This window comes from Micromonospora sp. CPCC 205539 (assembly GCF_036906815.1).
Classification (GTDB): Bacteria; Actinomycetota; Actinomycetes; order Mycobacteriales; family Micromonosporaceae; genus Micromonospora.
In genome coordinates, this window is the sequence record NZ_JBAKHW010000016.1 from 109,172 (window position 1) to 125,621 (window position 16,450).

A 16,450-nucleotide genomic window follows, 5' to 3' on the forward strand; every position below is an offset into this window, starting at 1 on the left:
CGATGGGCGGGTGAGCAAGGCCGGTTCCCTCGGCGAATACCTGCGTGCCCGGCGCGACCTGATCAGTCCGGGCGACGTCGGGCTGCCCGCACACGGGCGGCGCCGTGTGCCCGGTCTGCGGCGGGAGGAGCTGGCCCTGCTGGCCGGCATCAGCGCCGACTACTACCTACGGCTGGAGCAGGGCCGCGACCGGCATCCGTCGGCGCAGGTGCTCGACGCGCTGGCCCGGGCGCTGCGGCTGGACGCGGAGGCCGCGGCGCACCTGCACCAGCTGGCCCGGCCGGTGCCGGCGCGGCGGCCGGCGCGACGCCCGGAACGGGTGCCGGTGGGCATCCGGCAGCTGGTCGGCTCGTGGACCGACACACCCGCGTTCGTGCACGGCCGCTTCCTGGATGTGCTGTACGCCAACCCGGTGGCGACCGAGCTGGCACCGATCTACACGGTCGGAGTGAACCTGCTCCGAGCGGTCTTCCTGGACCCGAGTGTGCCGGCGCTCTATCCGGCCTCCGAGGCGGTCGCCGCGAACGCGGTGGCCGGCCTGCGCTCTCTCGTCGGCGCCGAGCTGGACGAGCCGCAGCTCACCGAGCTGGTCGAGGAGCTGTCCGCCGGCAGCGAGCGGTTCCGGCACCTCTGGGCCCGGCACGACGTCACCGCCCGGGCGGGCGGTGGGATCCGGCTGTTCCACCATCCGCGGGTGGGTGAGCTGGAGCTGCGCTACGAGAAATTGACGATTGCCGGCACCAACCAGTCGCTGGTCGTGTACCACGCCGAGCCGGGCAGCCCCTCCACGCGCTCCCTGCGGGCGCTCGCCCGGTTCGCCGCACGTGACCGGCCGGTCCCCTCGGCCAGCTAGGCACGTACGCCGCGCAACGCCGACGCCGCGCAACGCCGACGCCGCGCAACGCGGCTCAGCTGACCGTGCGGCCCAAGAAACCGCGGACGTAGCCGGCGATGACGTCCAAGTGGCTCTCGAGGGCGAAGTGGCCGGCATCGAGCAGGTGGATTTCAGCGTCGGGCAGGTCGCGCTGGAACGCGGTGGCGCCAGCTGGAACGAAGATCTCGTCGTTACGTCCCCAGACGGCGAGGACGGGGACCTTGGTATCCCGGAAGTACTGCTGTGCCTGTGGATACAAGGGGAGGTTCGTCTTGTAGTCCTCGACCAGGTGCATCTGGATGCGGTCGTTGCCGGGTCGGTCGATGATGTTCTGGGCGTGCTGCCAGCCGTCCGGGCTCACCAGGGTCGGGTCGGCCACGCCGTGGTAGAACTGCCACCGCGTGGTATCCGACTGTAGGACCTGCTTGACCCCGGGCTCGGTCTGCGGCCCCGGGTCCTTGGCATAGGCGAACAACGGGGCCCAGAACTTCTCCCCAAACCCGTCCATGTAGGCGTTGCCGCTCTGGCTGATGATCGCCGTGATGCTCTCCGGGCTGCGCAGGGCGAGCCGCAGGGCGATCGGGGCACCATAATCGTGCATGTAGACGGCGTACTTCGTGAACTTCAGGTGTTTCAGCAGTTTCTCGGTCACGTCGGTCAGGGCGTCGAAGGTGTACGGGAACTTGTCCACCGGTGGGGCCGCGGACGAGCCGTAACCGATGTGGTCGGAGGCGATCACGTGGTATCGGTCGGCAAGCAGCGGGATCAGCTCACGGAACATGAAGGAGCTGCTGGGGAAGCCGTGCAGCAGCACCACCGCCGGGGCGTCTCTCGGGCCGGCCTCCCGGTAGAAGACCTCCATGCCGTCGATCTTCGCGGTGCGGTGGTGCACGGAAACCATCTGTCCCCCTCGTAGGCACGCCCTGGGACCGGATGTCCCTGAACCGAGCGACCCCTGCCGAAATTATTGGCCCTACGCCCCACTCATGATGCCGATTTCCTCGATCGCGCTATTCGGCGTATGCCGATGGTGCCGTCGTGGTGGATCGCATCGCGCGCGACGTATGGCTGACCGGAACGCATCCGCAGATCAGATAAGGACCGGACTGTCAATACGCAAATCACGATTGGGTGAGGCCACAAGCGACCCGGGACTGCAAGGCATTGAGATTCCCATCTCTGCCGGCGGAGTTTCTGGCCGACGAGGGGAACCAACTCTATGCTTGCCGCCGAATGGACTGCGGCTCATCCGGGCCGAGGGGACTCCGATACAAGGATTTGCGAATGCGCCGGAAGTCTGCTCTCAACAACGGCACTGCTGGCGTCAGTGAAGTGACACCGGACGGCAAACCGCCGACCTCCACCGAAGGGGACGTCGCGCGCCGATCCGCGGTCGCCGAGGAACAGGCGTTTCTCGACTTGGCCACGGCTCGGCGTGACAGGCTGGTCGACCACCTACAGGTCGAGCTCTCGTCAGAGGCCCTGGACACCTTGGAACGGGCCCGGCAGCGCATGCTCCGCCAGCAGTACGAAGAGCTACAGCGCGCACGGGAAGGGCTGGTCTTCGGCCGCCTCGACGGCCTTGATGGCACCGTGCGACACGTAGGCCGCGTCGGTCTCCGCAACGACGGCGAGGACAGTGAGCCGCTGCTGGTGGATTGGCGCGCTCCCGCAGCTCGGCCGTTCTACACCGCGACGGCTGTCGACCCACAAGGTCAGGCACGGCGCCGTCACATACGCACGACGGGATCGGCCGTCGTCGGCGTGGACGACGAGCCACTGGACGGGACCATCACGGCGGGACTCGTCGGTGAAGGCGCTCTACTTGCTGCTCTCGACCAGCGGCGCACCGGCCGCATGACAACGGCGATCTCCACGCTGCAACGCGAACAGGACGACATCATCCGGGCCGAGGCGACCGGCCCGCTGATCGTTCAGGGCGGTCCCGGCACCGGCAAGACCGTGGTTGCTCTGCACCGCGTCGCCTACCTGCTGTTCACCCACCGACAGATGGCCGACCAGGCGGTCCTGGTCCTCGGCCCCTCGCCGCGGTTCCTCCAGTACGTCGGCCAGGTGCTACCCGCGCTCGGTGAGACCGCCGTCGTCTCGGCGACCTGCGACACACTGCTGGCCGACATCCGTGTGGGCCGCGACGAGAGCCGGCTCCTCGCCGAAATCAAGGGCCGTGCCCTCTGGCAGCCCGCGCTCGAAAGCTACGTCGCGTCGCTGCTCCCCCGGCCTCGAGAGCTGAAGCTGCGCTGGGAGGGCGAGTTCTACGTCGTCACAGCCGCAGCGGTGGCGCAGGCGCTCACCTCGGCCGTGCAGGGACGCCCGTACCACCGCGCCCGTGCGGCGTTCGCCGAGCAGCTGCACCACCTGCTTGCCGACGCCGTCGTCGCGCAGCGCGAGGCGCTGATGAGCGAGATGGAGGAAGGCTTCGAGGACATCCTCGCCCGCGTCGACAGGAGCATGGGGCATGACCACCCCTCCGCCCGACCGTCCACCGGCAGTGACATCGACGGCTTGCTCTCCGAGGAAGAGGTCGATCACCTGCGTACCCGCATCGCCGAGAACGCCACCATCGCCCGGTTCATCGAGGCATGGTGGCCCACCCTCGACGCCGAGACCCTGCTGGGTGATCTCCTGACCGACCGCACCCTGCTGGCCCGGTTCGCCCCGCAACTATCCCCGGAGGAAATCACCGCTGTCTCGGCCGAGCCCGCCCCATGGGCATCGAGCGACATCCCCCTGCTCGACGCCCTCGCCGACCTGCTCGGCGACGTCGACGCCCCGCAACCACAGGGCGAGTTCGTCGCCGACCGCGCTCGCCGACAGCGCGGCTGGGTGTACGGCCACGTCGTCATCGACGAGGCGCAAGAGCTGTCCGAGATGCAGTGGCAGATGGTCCTGCGGCGCTGTCCCAGTCGATCCATCACCGCCGTCGGCGACATCGACCAGGCGGAGGCAGCGCACCGGCACACCAGCTGGGCACAAGCGGTGCAGGCTGTTTTCGGAGACCGCTGGACCGCCGCGGACCTGACCATCTGCTACCGGACCCCACGTGAGGTCATGGACCTCACCGAACCGGTCTTGAAGAAGGCTGGCAGCCAGAACACGCCGCCACTGGCGGTGCGCTCCTCCGGCATCGCCCCCTGGGAGCTCACGATCACACCCGCCGAGCTTGCCGACGCCGCCGCCCAAGCTGTGCGACAGCTGCAGCAACGTTGGCACGGTGGCACAGTCGGCGTCATCGCCCCCGCAGACCGCATCGCCGAACTCCTAGCCGTGCTGAGTGATGTGCCAGTGCTCAGCGCAACCCAGTCCAAGGGATTGGAATGGGACGCGACGCTACTCGTCGACCCTCAAGGCATCGCCATTGAGCCGCGCGGCTGGAACGGCCTCTACGTCGCGCTCACCCGATGCACCCAGGAACTCGGACAGCTGATACTCACGCAGTAATCGCCACGCCCTGGGACAGCAGGAAGACCGTTCTTCCTGGCGGAGGGCCTCCATTACGGTGACCGTTCAGAGGGGGTGGACCATGGTGCCGGAGGTGTCGCCGCGAAGGGCCAGGGCCGTGCTCGTCACGCTCTCCCTCGCCGCGTTCGCGTTCATCACGACCGAGTTACTGCCCGTCGGCCTGCTGACGCACATCGCACCGGATCTCGACCGGTCCCGCTCGCAGGTGGGTCTGCTGGTCAGCGGGTACGCCGTCGTGGTCGTGCTGGCGTCCGTACCGCTGGCCCGACTGACCCAACGGGTCCCCCGCCGCCAACTGCTCGGCGCCACGATGCTCCTGTTCGCCGCCACGAACGCCACCGCCGCGCTCGCGCCCACGTACGCCGTGCTGGCCGGCTCCCGCCTGGTAACCGCCCTCGCCCAGGCGCTGTTCTGGTCCATCGCCACGGCGACCGCGACCGGGCACTTCCCAGTCGCGGTGCGCGGCCGGGTGGTGGCGCTGTTCGCGACCGGGGCGACGCTCGCCCCGGTGCTCGGCGTACCCCTCGGCACCTGGCTCGGGCAGCAAGCCGGTTGGCGCGCGGCGTTCGCCGTGCTGGCCGGGATCGGTCTGGCGATCGCCGCCGCCGTGCTCGTCCTCCTACCCTCTTATCCTCCGGCCATTGGCGGTGCCGCCCGGGGCACCGCACCGGACGGGCCGCGCTTCGCCCGCCTGCTGATCGCGACCGCCCTCGCCATCGGCGGCTTCATGGCCCTGCAGACCTACCTCACACCGTTCCTACTCGACGTCAGCGGCTTCGCCGACGCGGTGCTGGCACCGCTGCTGTTCGTCTCCGGCGCGGCCGGCGTCGTCGGCACCCTCGCCGCGACCCGGACCCTGGACACTCGGCCGATCGCTTCCCTGCTGACACCGTTGGGCGTCGGCACGGCCTCGCTGTTCGGCCTGTACGCGTTCGGCGCTCTCCGCCCCGGCGCGATCGCACTCCTCGCCGGGATCGGCTTCGCCTACGCGGCGTTCGGCTCCGCCGTGCAGAGCCGGATGCTGCAACTGGCTCCCGGCAGCACCGACATGGCGTCGGCCGGCGTCAGCACCGCCTTCAACGCGGGCATTGCCGGCGGATCGCTGCTCGGCGGTGCACTCCTGCCCACCTCGGGGGCGCGCCCGCTGACACTCGTCGGCGGGCTGCTGACGCTGGTCGCCCTCACGCTGCTCGCCGTGGACGCGTGGCGGGGCCGCGCCACGGAGCCAACGTCGACCGCCTCCCGGACCCCCACCAGTCCCACGGCTACGCGGCAGGTCAGGGCTGGCACGCATCCCGGCCACCGGGCAGTCACGCACACCCCGGCTGTCGGCGCAGCTCCGGATGGGTCGGTGAGGTGTCCGTGCCCAGGTTCTCCGTGATCGAGGAACCATCTCTCGGAGACCTCACCGCCCATCGAGCCTGTGACGTATCAGGCGCGCAGACTCCGGAAGAAGCCCTGGATGTCGGCGGTCATCAGCTCCGGCTCCATGTGCGCCGCGTAATGGCCGCCCGGCTCGCGGTAGGTGTGCCACTGGACGAGGTTGCCGTGGTCCCGCTCGGCGAACCGGCGGATCGACTGAAAGTCGCCCTCGAACGAGGCGAGCCCGGTCGGCACCGTCGTCGGTCCGGTCTGGGTCCGTTCGGCGACGGCATCCTCGAAGTAGAACCTGATCGCCGAGCCAGCGGTGTTGGTCAGCCAGTAGATCGCCACGTTGGTCAGGATGAAGTCGTCGTCGAGCGGCTTGGCACCCATCGCGTCGCCGAGGAACAGCTGCCCGTTCCAGGCAAGCAGGCCGGCCGGTGAGTCGGCGAGCGCGTGCGCCAGCGTCTGCGGCTGCTGCGAGTGCAGCTGGTTGAACGAGAACTTCTTCTCGTAGAACCACTGCAGGCGCTGCATCGCCGCCATGTCCTCGGTCGTCATGTCGGCGAACTCGGCGGGGTCGCCGGACGGGAACGAGAAGAGCTGCGTCACGTGGACGCCGGCCACCCGCTGGCTGTCGATGCGGCCCAGCTCGGGGGAGATCATCGAGCCGGCGTCGTTGCCGTGCGCCCCATACCGCTGGTATCCGAGCCGTCGCATCAGCTCGGCCCAGGCTCGGGCGACCCGGGCGGTACCGCACCCCTCGCCGTTCGTCGGGCCCGAGAAACCGAATCCGGGCATCGACGGGATCACCAGATGGTACGCGTCGGCCGGGTTTCCACCGTGCGCACGGGGATTGGTCAGCGGACCGATCACGTCGAGGAATTCCACCACCGATCCGGGCCAGCCATGCGTGAGGATCAGCGGGAAGGCGTCCGGCTCCGGCGACCGGACGTGCAGGAAGTGGACGCGCTCACCGTCGATCTCGGTGAGGTACTGCGGATACTCGTTCAACCGGCGCTCCCAGGCACGCCAGTCGTAGCCGGTCGTCCAGTACTCGACGAGGCGGCGCACCTCGTCGAGGTCGACGCCGTAGCGTGCCGGTTCGCCGGGGCTGTCGTCGGTCCAGCGGGTGCGCTCAAGCCGGGCCTGCAGGTCGTCGAGGGCATCTTGCGCAATGTCGATCGTGTACGGGTGGATCTGGCTCATTGGGGTTCCCCTCGCTTTTGTCCGTGGCTGGTCGATCGCCGCCGACCACCGAGAGGAGTTTCTCGACCGGGAACGGCCGCAGGCAGACACCGATGTCCTCGGAAGCGACTGATATTCGTCCACCCGAACCGGTGACTTTTACCTCTGGTGTCCCCGCGGGCTGCCGGGGAGGCTGACCCGGCCGGACCGTTCGCGATCGGCATCGGAGGAGAGATGCACGATCATCACGACGATGTCGTTTGCCCTGCTCGCGCGGCTAGGCATACGGTGGCGCGACGGATCACTATCAGCAGTGAGGGCCAGGCTGAGCGCAGACGAGCGGTTCGGGCGGATGTCCGGCTCGGCCACGAGCATCGTCGTGACTGCCAGTGCGTTCATCGTCGCCGTAGGTCTACTGCGGGTGGTGTTGCAGCAACCGGCCAGTGCCGTGACCGCGGTGCTCGCCACCGCGGCGTACCTTCCGCTGCACCTCAACCACGTCCGTCACGCCGCACACGGGCGGCGTGCGCCCCACGGTGCGTGGAGTGTCGCCGTCATGGCCACGATCATCCTCGCCCTGCTTCCGGTGCTCGGCGTGCAATGGTTCGGCGCTCTGTACCCGCTGGGCGCCTCCGTGCTCCTCGTCATGCGGCCGCGTCAGGCGGTCCCGGTGTTCGCCGCGTTGGTCGCCCTGCCTGGTGTCGCTGGGGTGTTGCTCGGGGGCCTGTCGTGGGGGATCTACTTCTCAGCCGGTGTCCTCCTGTTCGGCCTGATGCTGGCCGTCCCGGTATGGCTCGTCGCCACGGTCCGCGACCTGCGGGCTGCGCAGTCGGCGGTAGCCGGACAGGCGGTTGTGCGGGAACGGATGCGCGTCGAGGAGACGCTGTGGCGGACGCTCGGCTCGGCACTGGAGGACATCGCCGCCGGTGGCGCCCTCGCCGCCCGCGAGGTGACCACCGCGCCCGATCAGGCGGAGCACCAACTTCGGGGGGTGATCCGCACCGCACGCGACACCCTCGCCGAGGGGCGTCGCCTAGCTGGCGGGTTCCGGAGCACCGGGCTGAGGTCCGAGTTGGAGTCGGCGGCCGCGCTGCTGCGCACGACGGGCATCGAGGTGCGGCTCGTGCTACCCCCCGGTGAGTGGCTGGCCGCTCCGCCGGCGGCACTCCAGGCGGAGGTGCATGGTCAGGTCGGCCGGCTGCTGCGGCGCGACGACCTCCGGCACTGCACGATCAGGGTCGTCGGGCGCGGCGGAGACGCCCGGGTCGAGTTCCTGACGTCTGACGTGCCGGCCCAGCGATCGTCGGCCGGAGAGGCGACGACGTGATCGAGCCTCGGCGCGCCGATCACGCCGCGGTGGCAGCTGAGCCAGCCGGCGACGTCGAGCGGGACGGCGACGTGAGTCGCGCGGGCGCCCTGACCGGCCGGTGGGCCAGACGCGTACTGATCGCGTTGCACGCGCCGATCGTCACGGTGCCGGTCAGCTTCACCCTGCTCGGCGCCGGAGGGGTCCCCGCGCCGCCGTACGCAATCGCCGCAATCCCCATCGGGCTCGCACTCGGCGGCCTGCAGGTGCGTCACAGCCTCGCGACGATCCGGGGTCTGCGTTCGAAGGGCTGGCGCTGGACCCTGCCGGCGATCACCGTCCTGGCGGCCGCGCCGCTGCTGCTGCCGGGCTGGCTGACCACGTGGCCCGCCGCGATGTGGCTGCCGCTGGCGTCAGCGCTCATGCTGCTGCGCGGCTGGACGCGCGTCACCGTCTACACGGTGCTGTCGACGTCCATGCTCGCCGCATTCGCAGTGATCCAGGCCGGAGGCCTCGGGTCGGCCGGTACGCCGCCCGCCGTCACGCTGACGTACGCCGTCCTCTACGACCTGATGGCGCTCGTACCACCGCTGGTGCTGTTCGGCGCGGCGAGACTGGTGGGTGTCGTGGACGAACTGCACGCCACGCGTGACGAACTGGCCGCCCTCGCCGTCACCCGGGAAAGGCTGCGCCTGTCGCAGGACCTCCACGACGTCCTCGGGCAGAACCTCTCGGCGGTGTCACTCCAGGGCGACCTGGCGCTGCGGCTGTTACGTCGGGATCCACTCGCGGCGCTGGCGGAGGTGGAGACGCTTACCGCCCTGGCCCGCGACACGCTGCGCGGGATGCGGGCCGTCACCCATGGCGAGCACCGCGCGTCGCTGCGCGCCGAACTCGACGGCGCGTGCGCGCTGCTCGCTGCGGCCGGAATCGACGTGACGCTCGACGTCGACGACACCCGTGTGCCGGCGTCCGGGCAGGAAGTGTTCGCGTGGGCGGTGCGGGAGGGCGCGACCAATGTCCTTCGGCACAGCGATGCCCGGACCTGCTCAATCGCCACCTGCCCACCTCGCGATGGCGTCGTCCGGCTCGTCATCCGCAACGACGGCGCCCGGCCGGCCGTGACCGGGGACGGCAACGGATTGCGCGGGCTCGCCGATCGCGCCGCCGCACTGTCCGGCACGGCGGTGGGCCGGTCCATCGGCGACACCTTCGAACTTGTCGTCGAGCTCCCCGAGCAGACCACATGAACGCCGAGGAGGCCGAATGCGTCCGGAACGTCCGGTGATCCGGGTGCTGATCGCCGAAGACATGCACCTCATCCGCCGCGCGTTGGTGACACTCCTGCGCCTTGAGGACGACATCGAGGTTGTCGCCGAGTTGGACCGCGGTGACGAGATCGTGGCCGCCGCGATGCGGACCCGCCCGGACGTCGCCGTCCTCGACATCGACCTGCCCGGAATGGACGGCCTCTCCGCGGCGGAGGAACTGCACCGGCAGGTGCCCGACTGCAGATCCCTGGTGTTGACCGGACATGACAAGCCGGGCAACCTACTCCGGGCGCTCAAGGCACACGTGCGCGGATACATCGTCAAGGACGCGCCCGGTGACGCGCTCGTCGACGGCATCCGGCAGGTCGCCGCGGGTCGACGGGTCCTCGACGCGCAGCTCGTCGCCGTTGCGCTGGAAACCGGCAGCAGCCCGCTCACCAACCGGGAGACCGACGTCCTCCGCGCCGCCAGCGACGGCCTGTCAGTCGACCAGATCGCGGCCCGACTCTCGCTGTCCCCCGCCACCGTGCGCAACTACCTGTCCTACTCGATCAGCAAGACCGGCGGACGGAACCGGATCGACGCCATCAACATAGCCCGGGATGCCGGCTGGATGTGATCGTGGGTTGACGGCAGTAGACCCCGTAACGGTATGAGGAGTAGAACATCTCGGTGTGAACGCGGGCACGGGGCACCGTTGGATGTCATCCGATGCCACCGTGCGCTGCAGACTAAGGCTTCCTCTGCTGCCTCGTGTCGTCTCCTGCCGCCCGCTGCTGGTCGTTGCGATGCCTCCTCGCCGCCTATCCCGCTTGGAGGCCGGCCGGCTCCTGTGGGTCGCCCACCGTCGCCTTCGCAGCGTTCAGCACGGCCCGGAGCGGGGCGTGTGGAAACCCGCCGCCCGTGCCGGTATCCGACCATAGCCGCGTGCTGTAGAAGGGTTCGCCGTCGCGGTCGGCGTCGTCCTGATGGGCCCAGAGGTTGCCGGCCTCGTCCCGCTGCCAGGTGACGTTCTCACCCCTGAAGTCGGCGCGTTCGAGCCAGTCGGTGCCGCGCGGCCAGTAGCCCTTCCAGTGCGGAGGGCGTAGTGCGGCGTATGCCTCGTCAACGGCGGCGACGGCCTGGTCCACGTCGTCATCGTCAAAGACAGCGGCGAATCGGCACAGCAAAGCCAGCGAAGCCCCGGGGTGCTGCATCTGCGGATTCCGTGCGGCGATCGCCCGGCAGATCAGGTCGAGCTCGGCCCAGCGCAACGCGTGCGGGTGCCAGTGTGCGAGGTCGTCCCATCCGAGTTCGGCCGGCTCTACCAAGTCAGGGGTGGTGATACCCAGGCTGTGGGAGTCGGCCGAGGCGTCGGTGCTCAGTACGACGTGGTGGCCATCGCCGACCTCGAAGGCCACGTCGAGCGACGAGTCGGCGGAATCCTCATTCGCATCGTCGGCATCATCGTCGTCGTCCAACAGGCCTTCGAGGTCACCAAGCCGATCCGCCCCGGGCCCCTCCTCGTGGGCGAAGGTGTACCGCGCCCAGAACACCGGATCGTGCAATGACTCTTGTAACGCTGATGGAATCGCCACCATGAAAACTATAGGGACCGCACCAACGGCATCCCGAATGAGGCCAGCGGCGTGAGGGCCTTCCCTGACCTGGCACTGTCAGCTTGGCTTCGGAATCGGGTTGAGTCAGGCCGACGAGCGTAGTGCCCGCTGGTGGTGAAGCGGCAGACGACCGAGTCAAGCGGTGCGGCGGGCCTCTACTAGCCGATGTTGACCGCTGCAACGGGCACCGGATCGGACACGCGCTCGTGGGGCTGAGGCTTGAACCCCAAACCCCTAACCCCGAAGTCGCGTGACCGGCGACGGGAGGACGGGAACGCTGGAGGCGGACGGGCAGGGCAAAGTGCTGCGGCGCAGCGGCAGTTGAACGTAACCGGGGGGAGGAAAGGTGCACACGGAATGGGACGAGTTTCTGGTGCTGTGGTGTTCGGACGACGGCCACACCCGGACCACGTACACCCCTGTCGTGCCTTTCACCACCCGCGAAGGCACAGTTGTCACGGCCCACTGCATGTCGCCTTTCGCGGACCCCGCCGACGCCTACGGTCGTCACGTCACGATCCATCACACGCCCACCGATCCCACCGACTACACGCTGGACCGTGCGGCCGAACAACGTTCTGATGGGCACGGCGTGACGCTCAACGTCCTGGTGACCGTCGTGCTCGCGGCGACGGCCGTGACGGGGGTGGTGTTCCTTTGAGGACCGACAGGGCGCTCAATTCGGTGATAGCAGGGCGTAGCGGGGCGTTCGCTTAGCCGGCGATTTCGACGTCGGTGATGTCGAGGGTGAGGCGGCGACGGAGGCAATGCTCTTTGGCACCTCACCGACCTCTTTCAAGCAGTCTCATCCCGCAGCGGCGCGCTGATCGGATCCGTCGCAGTGGTCGTGCGGTTCCGTTCCTGGGGGCGTAGAGGAGGTATCCGCTGGCATCGGCCCGTCAGGACCCATGGACGCGCCGGGGCAGCATCGCCTCGGGTACTGGTCACGATCGCCGGGGCGAGTCCAGCGCCGACAGGGAATTCCGGGCCTCGTCGGCGAGCTTCCTGTTGCCCAGCCTCTCGTATTCGTCGATCGCCGCCCGGAACGCGTGGACCGCCTCGTCCCGATGACCCTGAGCTGCAGCGGCTGATCCGAGGGCTTGGTGCGCCGCGCCTACCCCGGCGCCATGTCGGATCCGCAGGAAGATCTCCAGCATGGCGCGGAAGTCCTTCTCGGCGTCACGGTGCCGCTCCTCCTCCATGGCGAGCCAGCCACGCTCGTGGAGGCAGTATCCGCGGAGAAACTCGTCGTCCAGACGGTCGGCGATGCTGAAGGCCCGCCGCGTCAGGGCAGACGCCTCCGTCGGGTGGCCGGCGAGCCTCTGTCCTGCAGCCAACCCCAGGAGCACGTAGCCGTGCAGAGCCGTCTCCGGCGCCGAAAGGAGCGCTGCCGCTCGTTCCAGCGTGGGAATGCTGCGCTCGGGACGATGAAGGGTGTTGTAGAGGACGCCCAGGGCGGAGCGAACCTCGATCTCCTCCTCGACCGCGTGCGACCGTTGGAACAGTCGCAGGGCCCGGAGCAGCTGCCCTTCCGCCTCATCCGGACGGCCGTGCGACCGCAGCGCCTCGCCCAGCCGACGCGTGGTCTGTGCCAACTCTCCCGGATCGCCGAGTCGCTCGGCGACTGCGACAGCCTCCCGCGCTGTGGCCAGCTCACGCTCGACCTCGCCGGCCAGTCCGTAGGAATGCGAGACCCATCGCAATGCCCGCACCCTTCTCCGGTCATCGGCTGCCGCCCGCTCCGCCGACCGCCACAGCTGTAGCCGGTAGCTGTGGTCGTCGGCCGCGGTCAGCAGCGGGTGCACCGCCTCCACCATTGCCCACGCCTGATCGGTGAGTCCCTCCGCGACCGCGGTGCGCAGCACGGCCAGGATGTTGTCGCGTTCAGACGCGACGTCACCGCCGGACGCGGCCAGGTCCCGCAACCAATCCAACTGCCGGATCAGACAGGCAACACGGTCGCCAGGCGTCTCTTCCCGCTCAAGCAACTCTCCAGCGAACAACCGCAAAAGGTCGTGCAGCCGATAACTCGACGGTGTCGGCGCCTCGATCAGGAAGGCGTCCACCAGCCGGTCCAGGGCATCCTGCACCACCCGTCGATCAAGGCCGCACCGACGGGCCGCCGACTCGACGCCGAACAACACACCCGGATGCGCCCCGGCTCGCCGGAACACCAGCCGGTCCACGTCGCTCAGCTCGTCGTACGTGGACTGGAAGGTAGACCTGACTGCCCCGTCGCCCAGCCGCAGCTCGTCAAGCCGACGGCTCTCATCCGCCAAGCGGTCGGCGAGGGCGGACGGCGTCCAGTTGGGTCGGGCCCGGAGCCGAGATCCGACGATGCGCACCGCAAGCGGTAGCCCCGCGCAGATCTCGACCAGCCGTCGTGCGCCCGAGGGGTCGGCCGCGACCCGGGCCGCTCCGATCGTGGCAGTCAACAGTTTGAGTGCCTGCCCGGGCGGTAGCGCGCCGAGGGTCAGGACTGCGGCTCCCGGCAGATCGGCGATCAGCCGGCGACTCGTGACCAGGGTGAGACAACCTGCGCCCGCCGGGATCAACGGTCGCACCTGCGCCGCGTCGAAGGCATCGTCGAGCAGGACGAGAAGCCGTCGGTCGGCGACCGCCGACCGGAAGCGCGAGGACAACTCGTCGAGCGTGCCCCGCCGTTCCTCAGCGTCGCGACCGACCACCCGGAGCAACCGGATCAGCGCTTCCTGTGGTTGCACGGGAGTGGCGCTGGCGCCGCCCAGGGCGACGTACAACTGGCCGTCCGGGAAGTGCTCGCGGACCCCATGGGCGTACGACAGGGCCAGCGCCGACTTTCCCGTGCCCCCCGCCGCGGAGATGACGACGACCTGCGCTCCCGCCCCGACCAGCTCCTCGACGGCAGCCAGCTCCGCCTCGCGGCCGACGAGTCGGGGCGCGACCGGAAGCTCACTCTGCGGAGCCGGGTCGTCCGCAGGCGGGGGAAGGGGTGACGCCGGAGGCTGGGCGGCCTGTGCCAGCCGGTGCTGCCACAGGGCGAGACTGACCCCGGTGAGGGTCAGGACGGCGACCGTGGGCCAGGCCAGCCATCCGTACGCCGCGACCGGCTCGGGCAGTTCACCGCCGGTCGCGACGTTGACCACGACAGCCAGCACGACTGAGAGCAGGCTCGATACCGTCACCAGCAGCAGAGCCACATGCCGGCGAGGATCGCCACGCCCTCTGACGCCACTCAACCGACAGCCACCCTCGCCGCGTCGAGGAATGCCAGGCGGTTCGCTTCGAGATGGTCCCGGACGCTTTCCCCGTCCGGCAGCCCCTCCCAGACGACCAGGTTGAGATCGAGGAAGTAGGCCCGCGCCGCCTCGTGCACCGCGAGCGGGAACGTCAGCCGGATCAGCCGCTCCGCGACCCAGACCCGGTTCATCACAGCCTGCGTCTCGACGAGCCAGTCGTCGCCGACCGACCAGCTCATCGGACGGTTGAACGCGCACCGCTCCGCCTCAGCCGTCACCTCGACGAACCTCTCAAGCTGGGCGAGCCGCTCCGCGCGACGGCCCTCCGCCAGAGCAAGACCCCGCCGCCGTTCCTCGGCCCGCTCCGCCGAGCGCTGGGTCTGATGCTGCACCCCGAAGGACAGGGCGCCGCCGAGGACCACGCCACCCAGCGAGACCATCGACACCCAAAGATCGCTCGGCATGCGGCAATGATGCCAGCTCCGCTCGACGCGGAAGTGCCTACGCAAGGCAGCCACCGCTCGGCGGCACGGAAGATGAACGAGCCAGCTGGACGCGCCAATGGCATCTCGGCCTTGACGAACAGCTCGCCCCCTGCCGGGCTGCGGACAACCCTCGGTGGGGAGTGGCCTGTGATCGCGCTCGGCGCAGAGCTTCCGCCAGCTCAGGGGCGTTCACAGGGCGCCGGTTAGATCGGCGCCGGCTCGCGATCAGGCTGGATGGCCAGATTCACTGTCGTGTCGCTCTGTGTCGAGCGGAGCTCCCCGGCCCGCCCGCTATTGACCCGTGGATGCGGACGCCCGTGGGTAGGGCCAGTGGCAGGAACATGCGCACGTCGTCGAAACGAAGATCATCGACTGCGACGGCGTTCGGCAGGACACCCCACGTTCGGAAGCCGCAGGCCTCGTAGAGCGAGATCGCACCGTGATTGTTTCCGCGCACCCCCAGGGTGATCACCTCGATACCGGCGGTCGTGCAGGCACCCACCAGGGCAGAGACAACCTTTTTGCCAATCCGAGACCACGTGCGCCGGGATGGGCCATCACCTTGGTCAGTTCCGCGACGTGACCAACGGGCCCGGGAGGGCCGGCAATCCACATCCCGAGTGCCTCGACGCGTGTCCTGACCCGGGCCACGACGAGGCCACCGCGTCCCGTACCTACGGTCTGGAGGACGCCTTCCAGCCATGCGTCCGTCTTTCCGCGGGACGGCACCTCCAACCAACCGATTGCCCCCGCCTGCTCGACAACAGCGGCGATCACGCGGTGGCACTCGCTTCGGAGCTGCTCGTCGGCACGAACGGGCCACTCAAGGGAGACCGCCACGTCGCCATGAAGATCATTTGCCACGGTGCCAGATTCTTCACGATGCCAGCGAATTGGCCAACTGCCGTGACATCTGAACTCAGACCTAACGTACGCCGTGCATGTCGCCTCCCCCATCCCGGTCGCCACCGCCGCCCTCGTACCCAACGGTGACCGGCGCCGGCCCGGTTGATGTGCTCGTCAGCAACGCCGGGCAGACCGTCCGCGGGCCCGTCGAGCACACTCCGGCCGACGAGATCGCGCGGATCTTCGACCTGAACGTCATCGGTGCGGTCCGGGTCACCCAGGAAGTGCTTCCCGGCATGCGCGAACGCGGCAAGGGCCGGTTGCGGTACGTGTCGAGCCTCGTCAGCCAGCTCCCCATCCCCCTGATCGGTGCCCGGGCTGCCAGCAAACGGGCGCTCGAAGCCCTGGCCGAGACCCTCGCGGAGGAGGTGCACGACTTCGGCATCGACGTCGTCGTCCTGCAACCCGGCGCGGTCTCGTCCAATGGTCCCGCCTCGGCCGCGTCTTTCCTCGACGAGAACGGCGTCTACGGCCCGCTCGCCCTGCTGGTCGGCCGCAGCCGCGGCGCGGCCATGACCCCCCAGGAGGTGGCAGTGGCCATCGCCGATGCCGTCGAGGTTCCCTCTCCGGCTCCCCTGCGCCTGCCGGTCGGCGACGCCGCTCACGCGATGCTCGCGGCAAACCGCAAGGCCTGACGGTACGGCCCTACCGAAATCGGGTCTGGGCTTTGCCGACACGCGTCTGCACCTTGGCGTAGCCCCGCCTGTGGCTCCAGGTGCGGTGCTCGGCATTGGTGAACTCGCTGTCGTCGTGACGTCATGA

14 protein-coding genes are annotated in these 16,450 nt (G+C 69.3%); 8 read left to right on the plus strand and 6 right to left on the minus strand.

The window, feature by feature from the left end; all coding sequences use genetic code 11:
- Positions 1 to 10 precede the first annotated feature (10 nt).
- Positions 11 to 853 (plus strand): helix-turn-helix domain-containing protein, encoded by an 843-nt coding sequence (locus tag V6V47_RS16460; protein WP_334629099.1) that lies wholly within the window; start codon positions 11 to 13, stop codon positions 851 to 853.
- Between the two features lie 55 nt (positions 854 to 908).
- Here V6V47_RS16460 and V6V47_RS16465 read toward each other — a convergent pair whose 3' ends face one another.
- Positions 909 to 1,775, minus strand: a complete 867-nt coding sequence (locus tag V6V47_RS16465) for an alpha/beta fold hydrolase (protein WP_334629100.1) — start codon at positions 1,773 to 1,775, stop codon at positions 909 to 911.
- Positions 1,776 to 2,158: 383 nt separating this feature from the next.
- On the opposite strand from V6V47_RS16465, the gene V6V47_RS16470 reads away from it, so the two are divergent.
- Both V6V47_RS16470 and V6V47_RS16475 read left to right on the plus strand, forming a co-directional pair.
- Positions 2,159 to 4,333 carry a HelD family protein gene (locus tag V6V47_RS16470; protein WP_334629101.1) on the plus strand — a complete coding sequence of 725 codons (2,175 nt, stop codon included), beginning with the start codon at positions 2,159 to 2,161 and terminating at the stop codon, positions 4,331 to 4,333.
- Positions 4,334 to 4,427: 94 nt separating this feature from the next.
- Complete coding sequence (locus tag V6V47_RS16475; RefSeq protein WP_334629102.1) at positions 4,428 to 5,735, plus strand: MFS transporter; 1,308 nt, start codon at positions 4,428 to 4,430, stop codon at positions 5,733 to 5,735.
- Positions 5,736 to 5,785: 50 nt separating this feature from the next.
- Here V6V47_RS16475 and V6V47_RS16480 read toward each other — a convergent pair whose 3' ends face one another.
- The gene (locus tag V6V47_RS16480) at positions 5,786 to 6,925 is read right to left on the minus strand and encodes an epoxide hydrolase family protein (protein WP_334629103.1); all 1,140 of its coding nucleotides are present in this window, start codon (positions 6,923 to 6,925) and stop codon (positions 5,786 to 5,788) included.
- Between the two features lie 358 nt (positions 6,926 to 7,283).
- Here V6V47_RS16480 and V6V47_RS16485 point away from each other — a divergent pair, with 358 nt between their 5' ends.
- From V6V47_RS16485 to V6V47_RS16495, 3 genes are all read left to right on the plus strand, one after another.
- The gene (locus tag V6V47_RS16485) at positions 7,284 to 8,231 is read left to right on the plus strand and encodes a hypothetical protein (RefSeq protein ID WP_334629104.1); all 948 of its coding nucleotides are present in this window, start codon (positions 7,284 to 7,286) and stop codon (positions 8,229 to 8,231) included.
- A gap of 125 nt (positions 8,232 to 8,356) precedes the next feature.
- Positions 8,357 to 9,460, plus strand: coding sequence for a sensor histidine kinase (locus tag V6V47_RS16490; protein ID WP_334629105.1), 1,104 nt, complete (start codon positions 8,357 to 8,359; stop codon positions 9,458 to 9,460).
- Positions 9,461 to 9,476: 16 nt separating this feature from the next.
- Positions 9,477 to 10,100 (plus strand): response regulator transcription factor, encoded by a 624-nt coding sequence (locus tag V6V47_RS16495; RefSeq protein WP_442934243.1) that lies wholly within the window; start codon positions 9,477 to 9,479, stop codon positions 10,098 to 10,100.
- A gap of 184 nt (positions 10,101 to 10,284) precedes the next feature.
- Here the strand turns inward: V6V47_RS16495 and V6V47_RS16500 are convergent, their stop codons facing one another.
- Positions 10,285 to 11,058, minus strand: coding sequence for a hypothetical protein (locus tag V6V47_RS16500; RefSeq protein ID WP_334629106.1), 774 nt, complete (start codon positions 11,056 to 11,058; stop codon positions 10,285 to 10,287).
- Positions 11,059 to 11,425: 367 nt separating this feature from the next.
- On the opposite strand from V6V47_RS16500, the gene V6V47_RS16505 reads away from it, so the two are divergent.
- Positions 11,426 to 11,740, plus strand: coding sequence for a DUF3592 domain-containing protein (locus tag V6V47_RS16505; RefSeq protein ID WP_334629107.1), 315 nt, complete (start codon positions 11,426 to 11,428; stop codon positions 11,738 to 11,740).
- Between the two features lie 283 nt (positions 11,741 to 12,023).
- Here V6V47_RS16505 and V6V47_RS16510 read toward each other — a convergent pair whose 3' ends face one another.
- The 3 genes from V6V47_RS16510 to V6V47_RS32720 all read right to left on the minus strand — a co-directional run bounded on the left by V6V47_RS16510 (position 12,024) and on the right by V6V47_RS32720 (position 15,485).
- Positions 12,024 to 14,243, minus strand: coding sequence for an ATP-binding protein (locus V6V47_RS16510; protein ID WP_334629108.1), 2,220 nt, complete (start codon positions 14,241 to 14,243; stop codon positions 12,024 to 12,026).
- A 50-nt stretch (positions 14,244 to 14,293) separates the two neighbouring features.
- Positions 14,294 to 14,743 carry a hypothetical protein gene (locus V6V47_RS16515; RefSeq protein WP_334629109.1) on the minus strand — a complete coding sequence of 150 codons (450 nt, stop codon included), beginning with the start codon at positions 14,741 to 14,743 and terminating at the stop codon, positions 14,294 to 14,296.
- Positions 14,744 to 15,026: 283 nt separating this feature from the next.
- Positions 15,027 to 15,485, minus strand: a complete 459-nt coding sequence (locus tag V6V47_RS32720; protein ID WP_442934244.1) for a GNAT family N-acetyltransferase — start codon at positions 15,483 to 15,485, stop codon at positions 15,027 to 15,029.
- Between the two features lie 286 nt (positions 15,486 to 15,771).
- On the opposite strand from V6V47_RS32720, the gene V6V47_RS16520 reads away from it, so the two are divergent.
- Complete coding sequence (locus tag V6V47_RS16520) at positions 15,772 to 16,323, plus strand: SDR family NAD(P)-dependent oxidoreductase (RefSeq protein ID WP_334629110.1); 552 nt, start codon at positions 15,772 to 15,774, stop codon at positions 16,321 to 16,323.
- Positions 16,324 to 16,450: the final 127 nt, after the last annotated feature.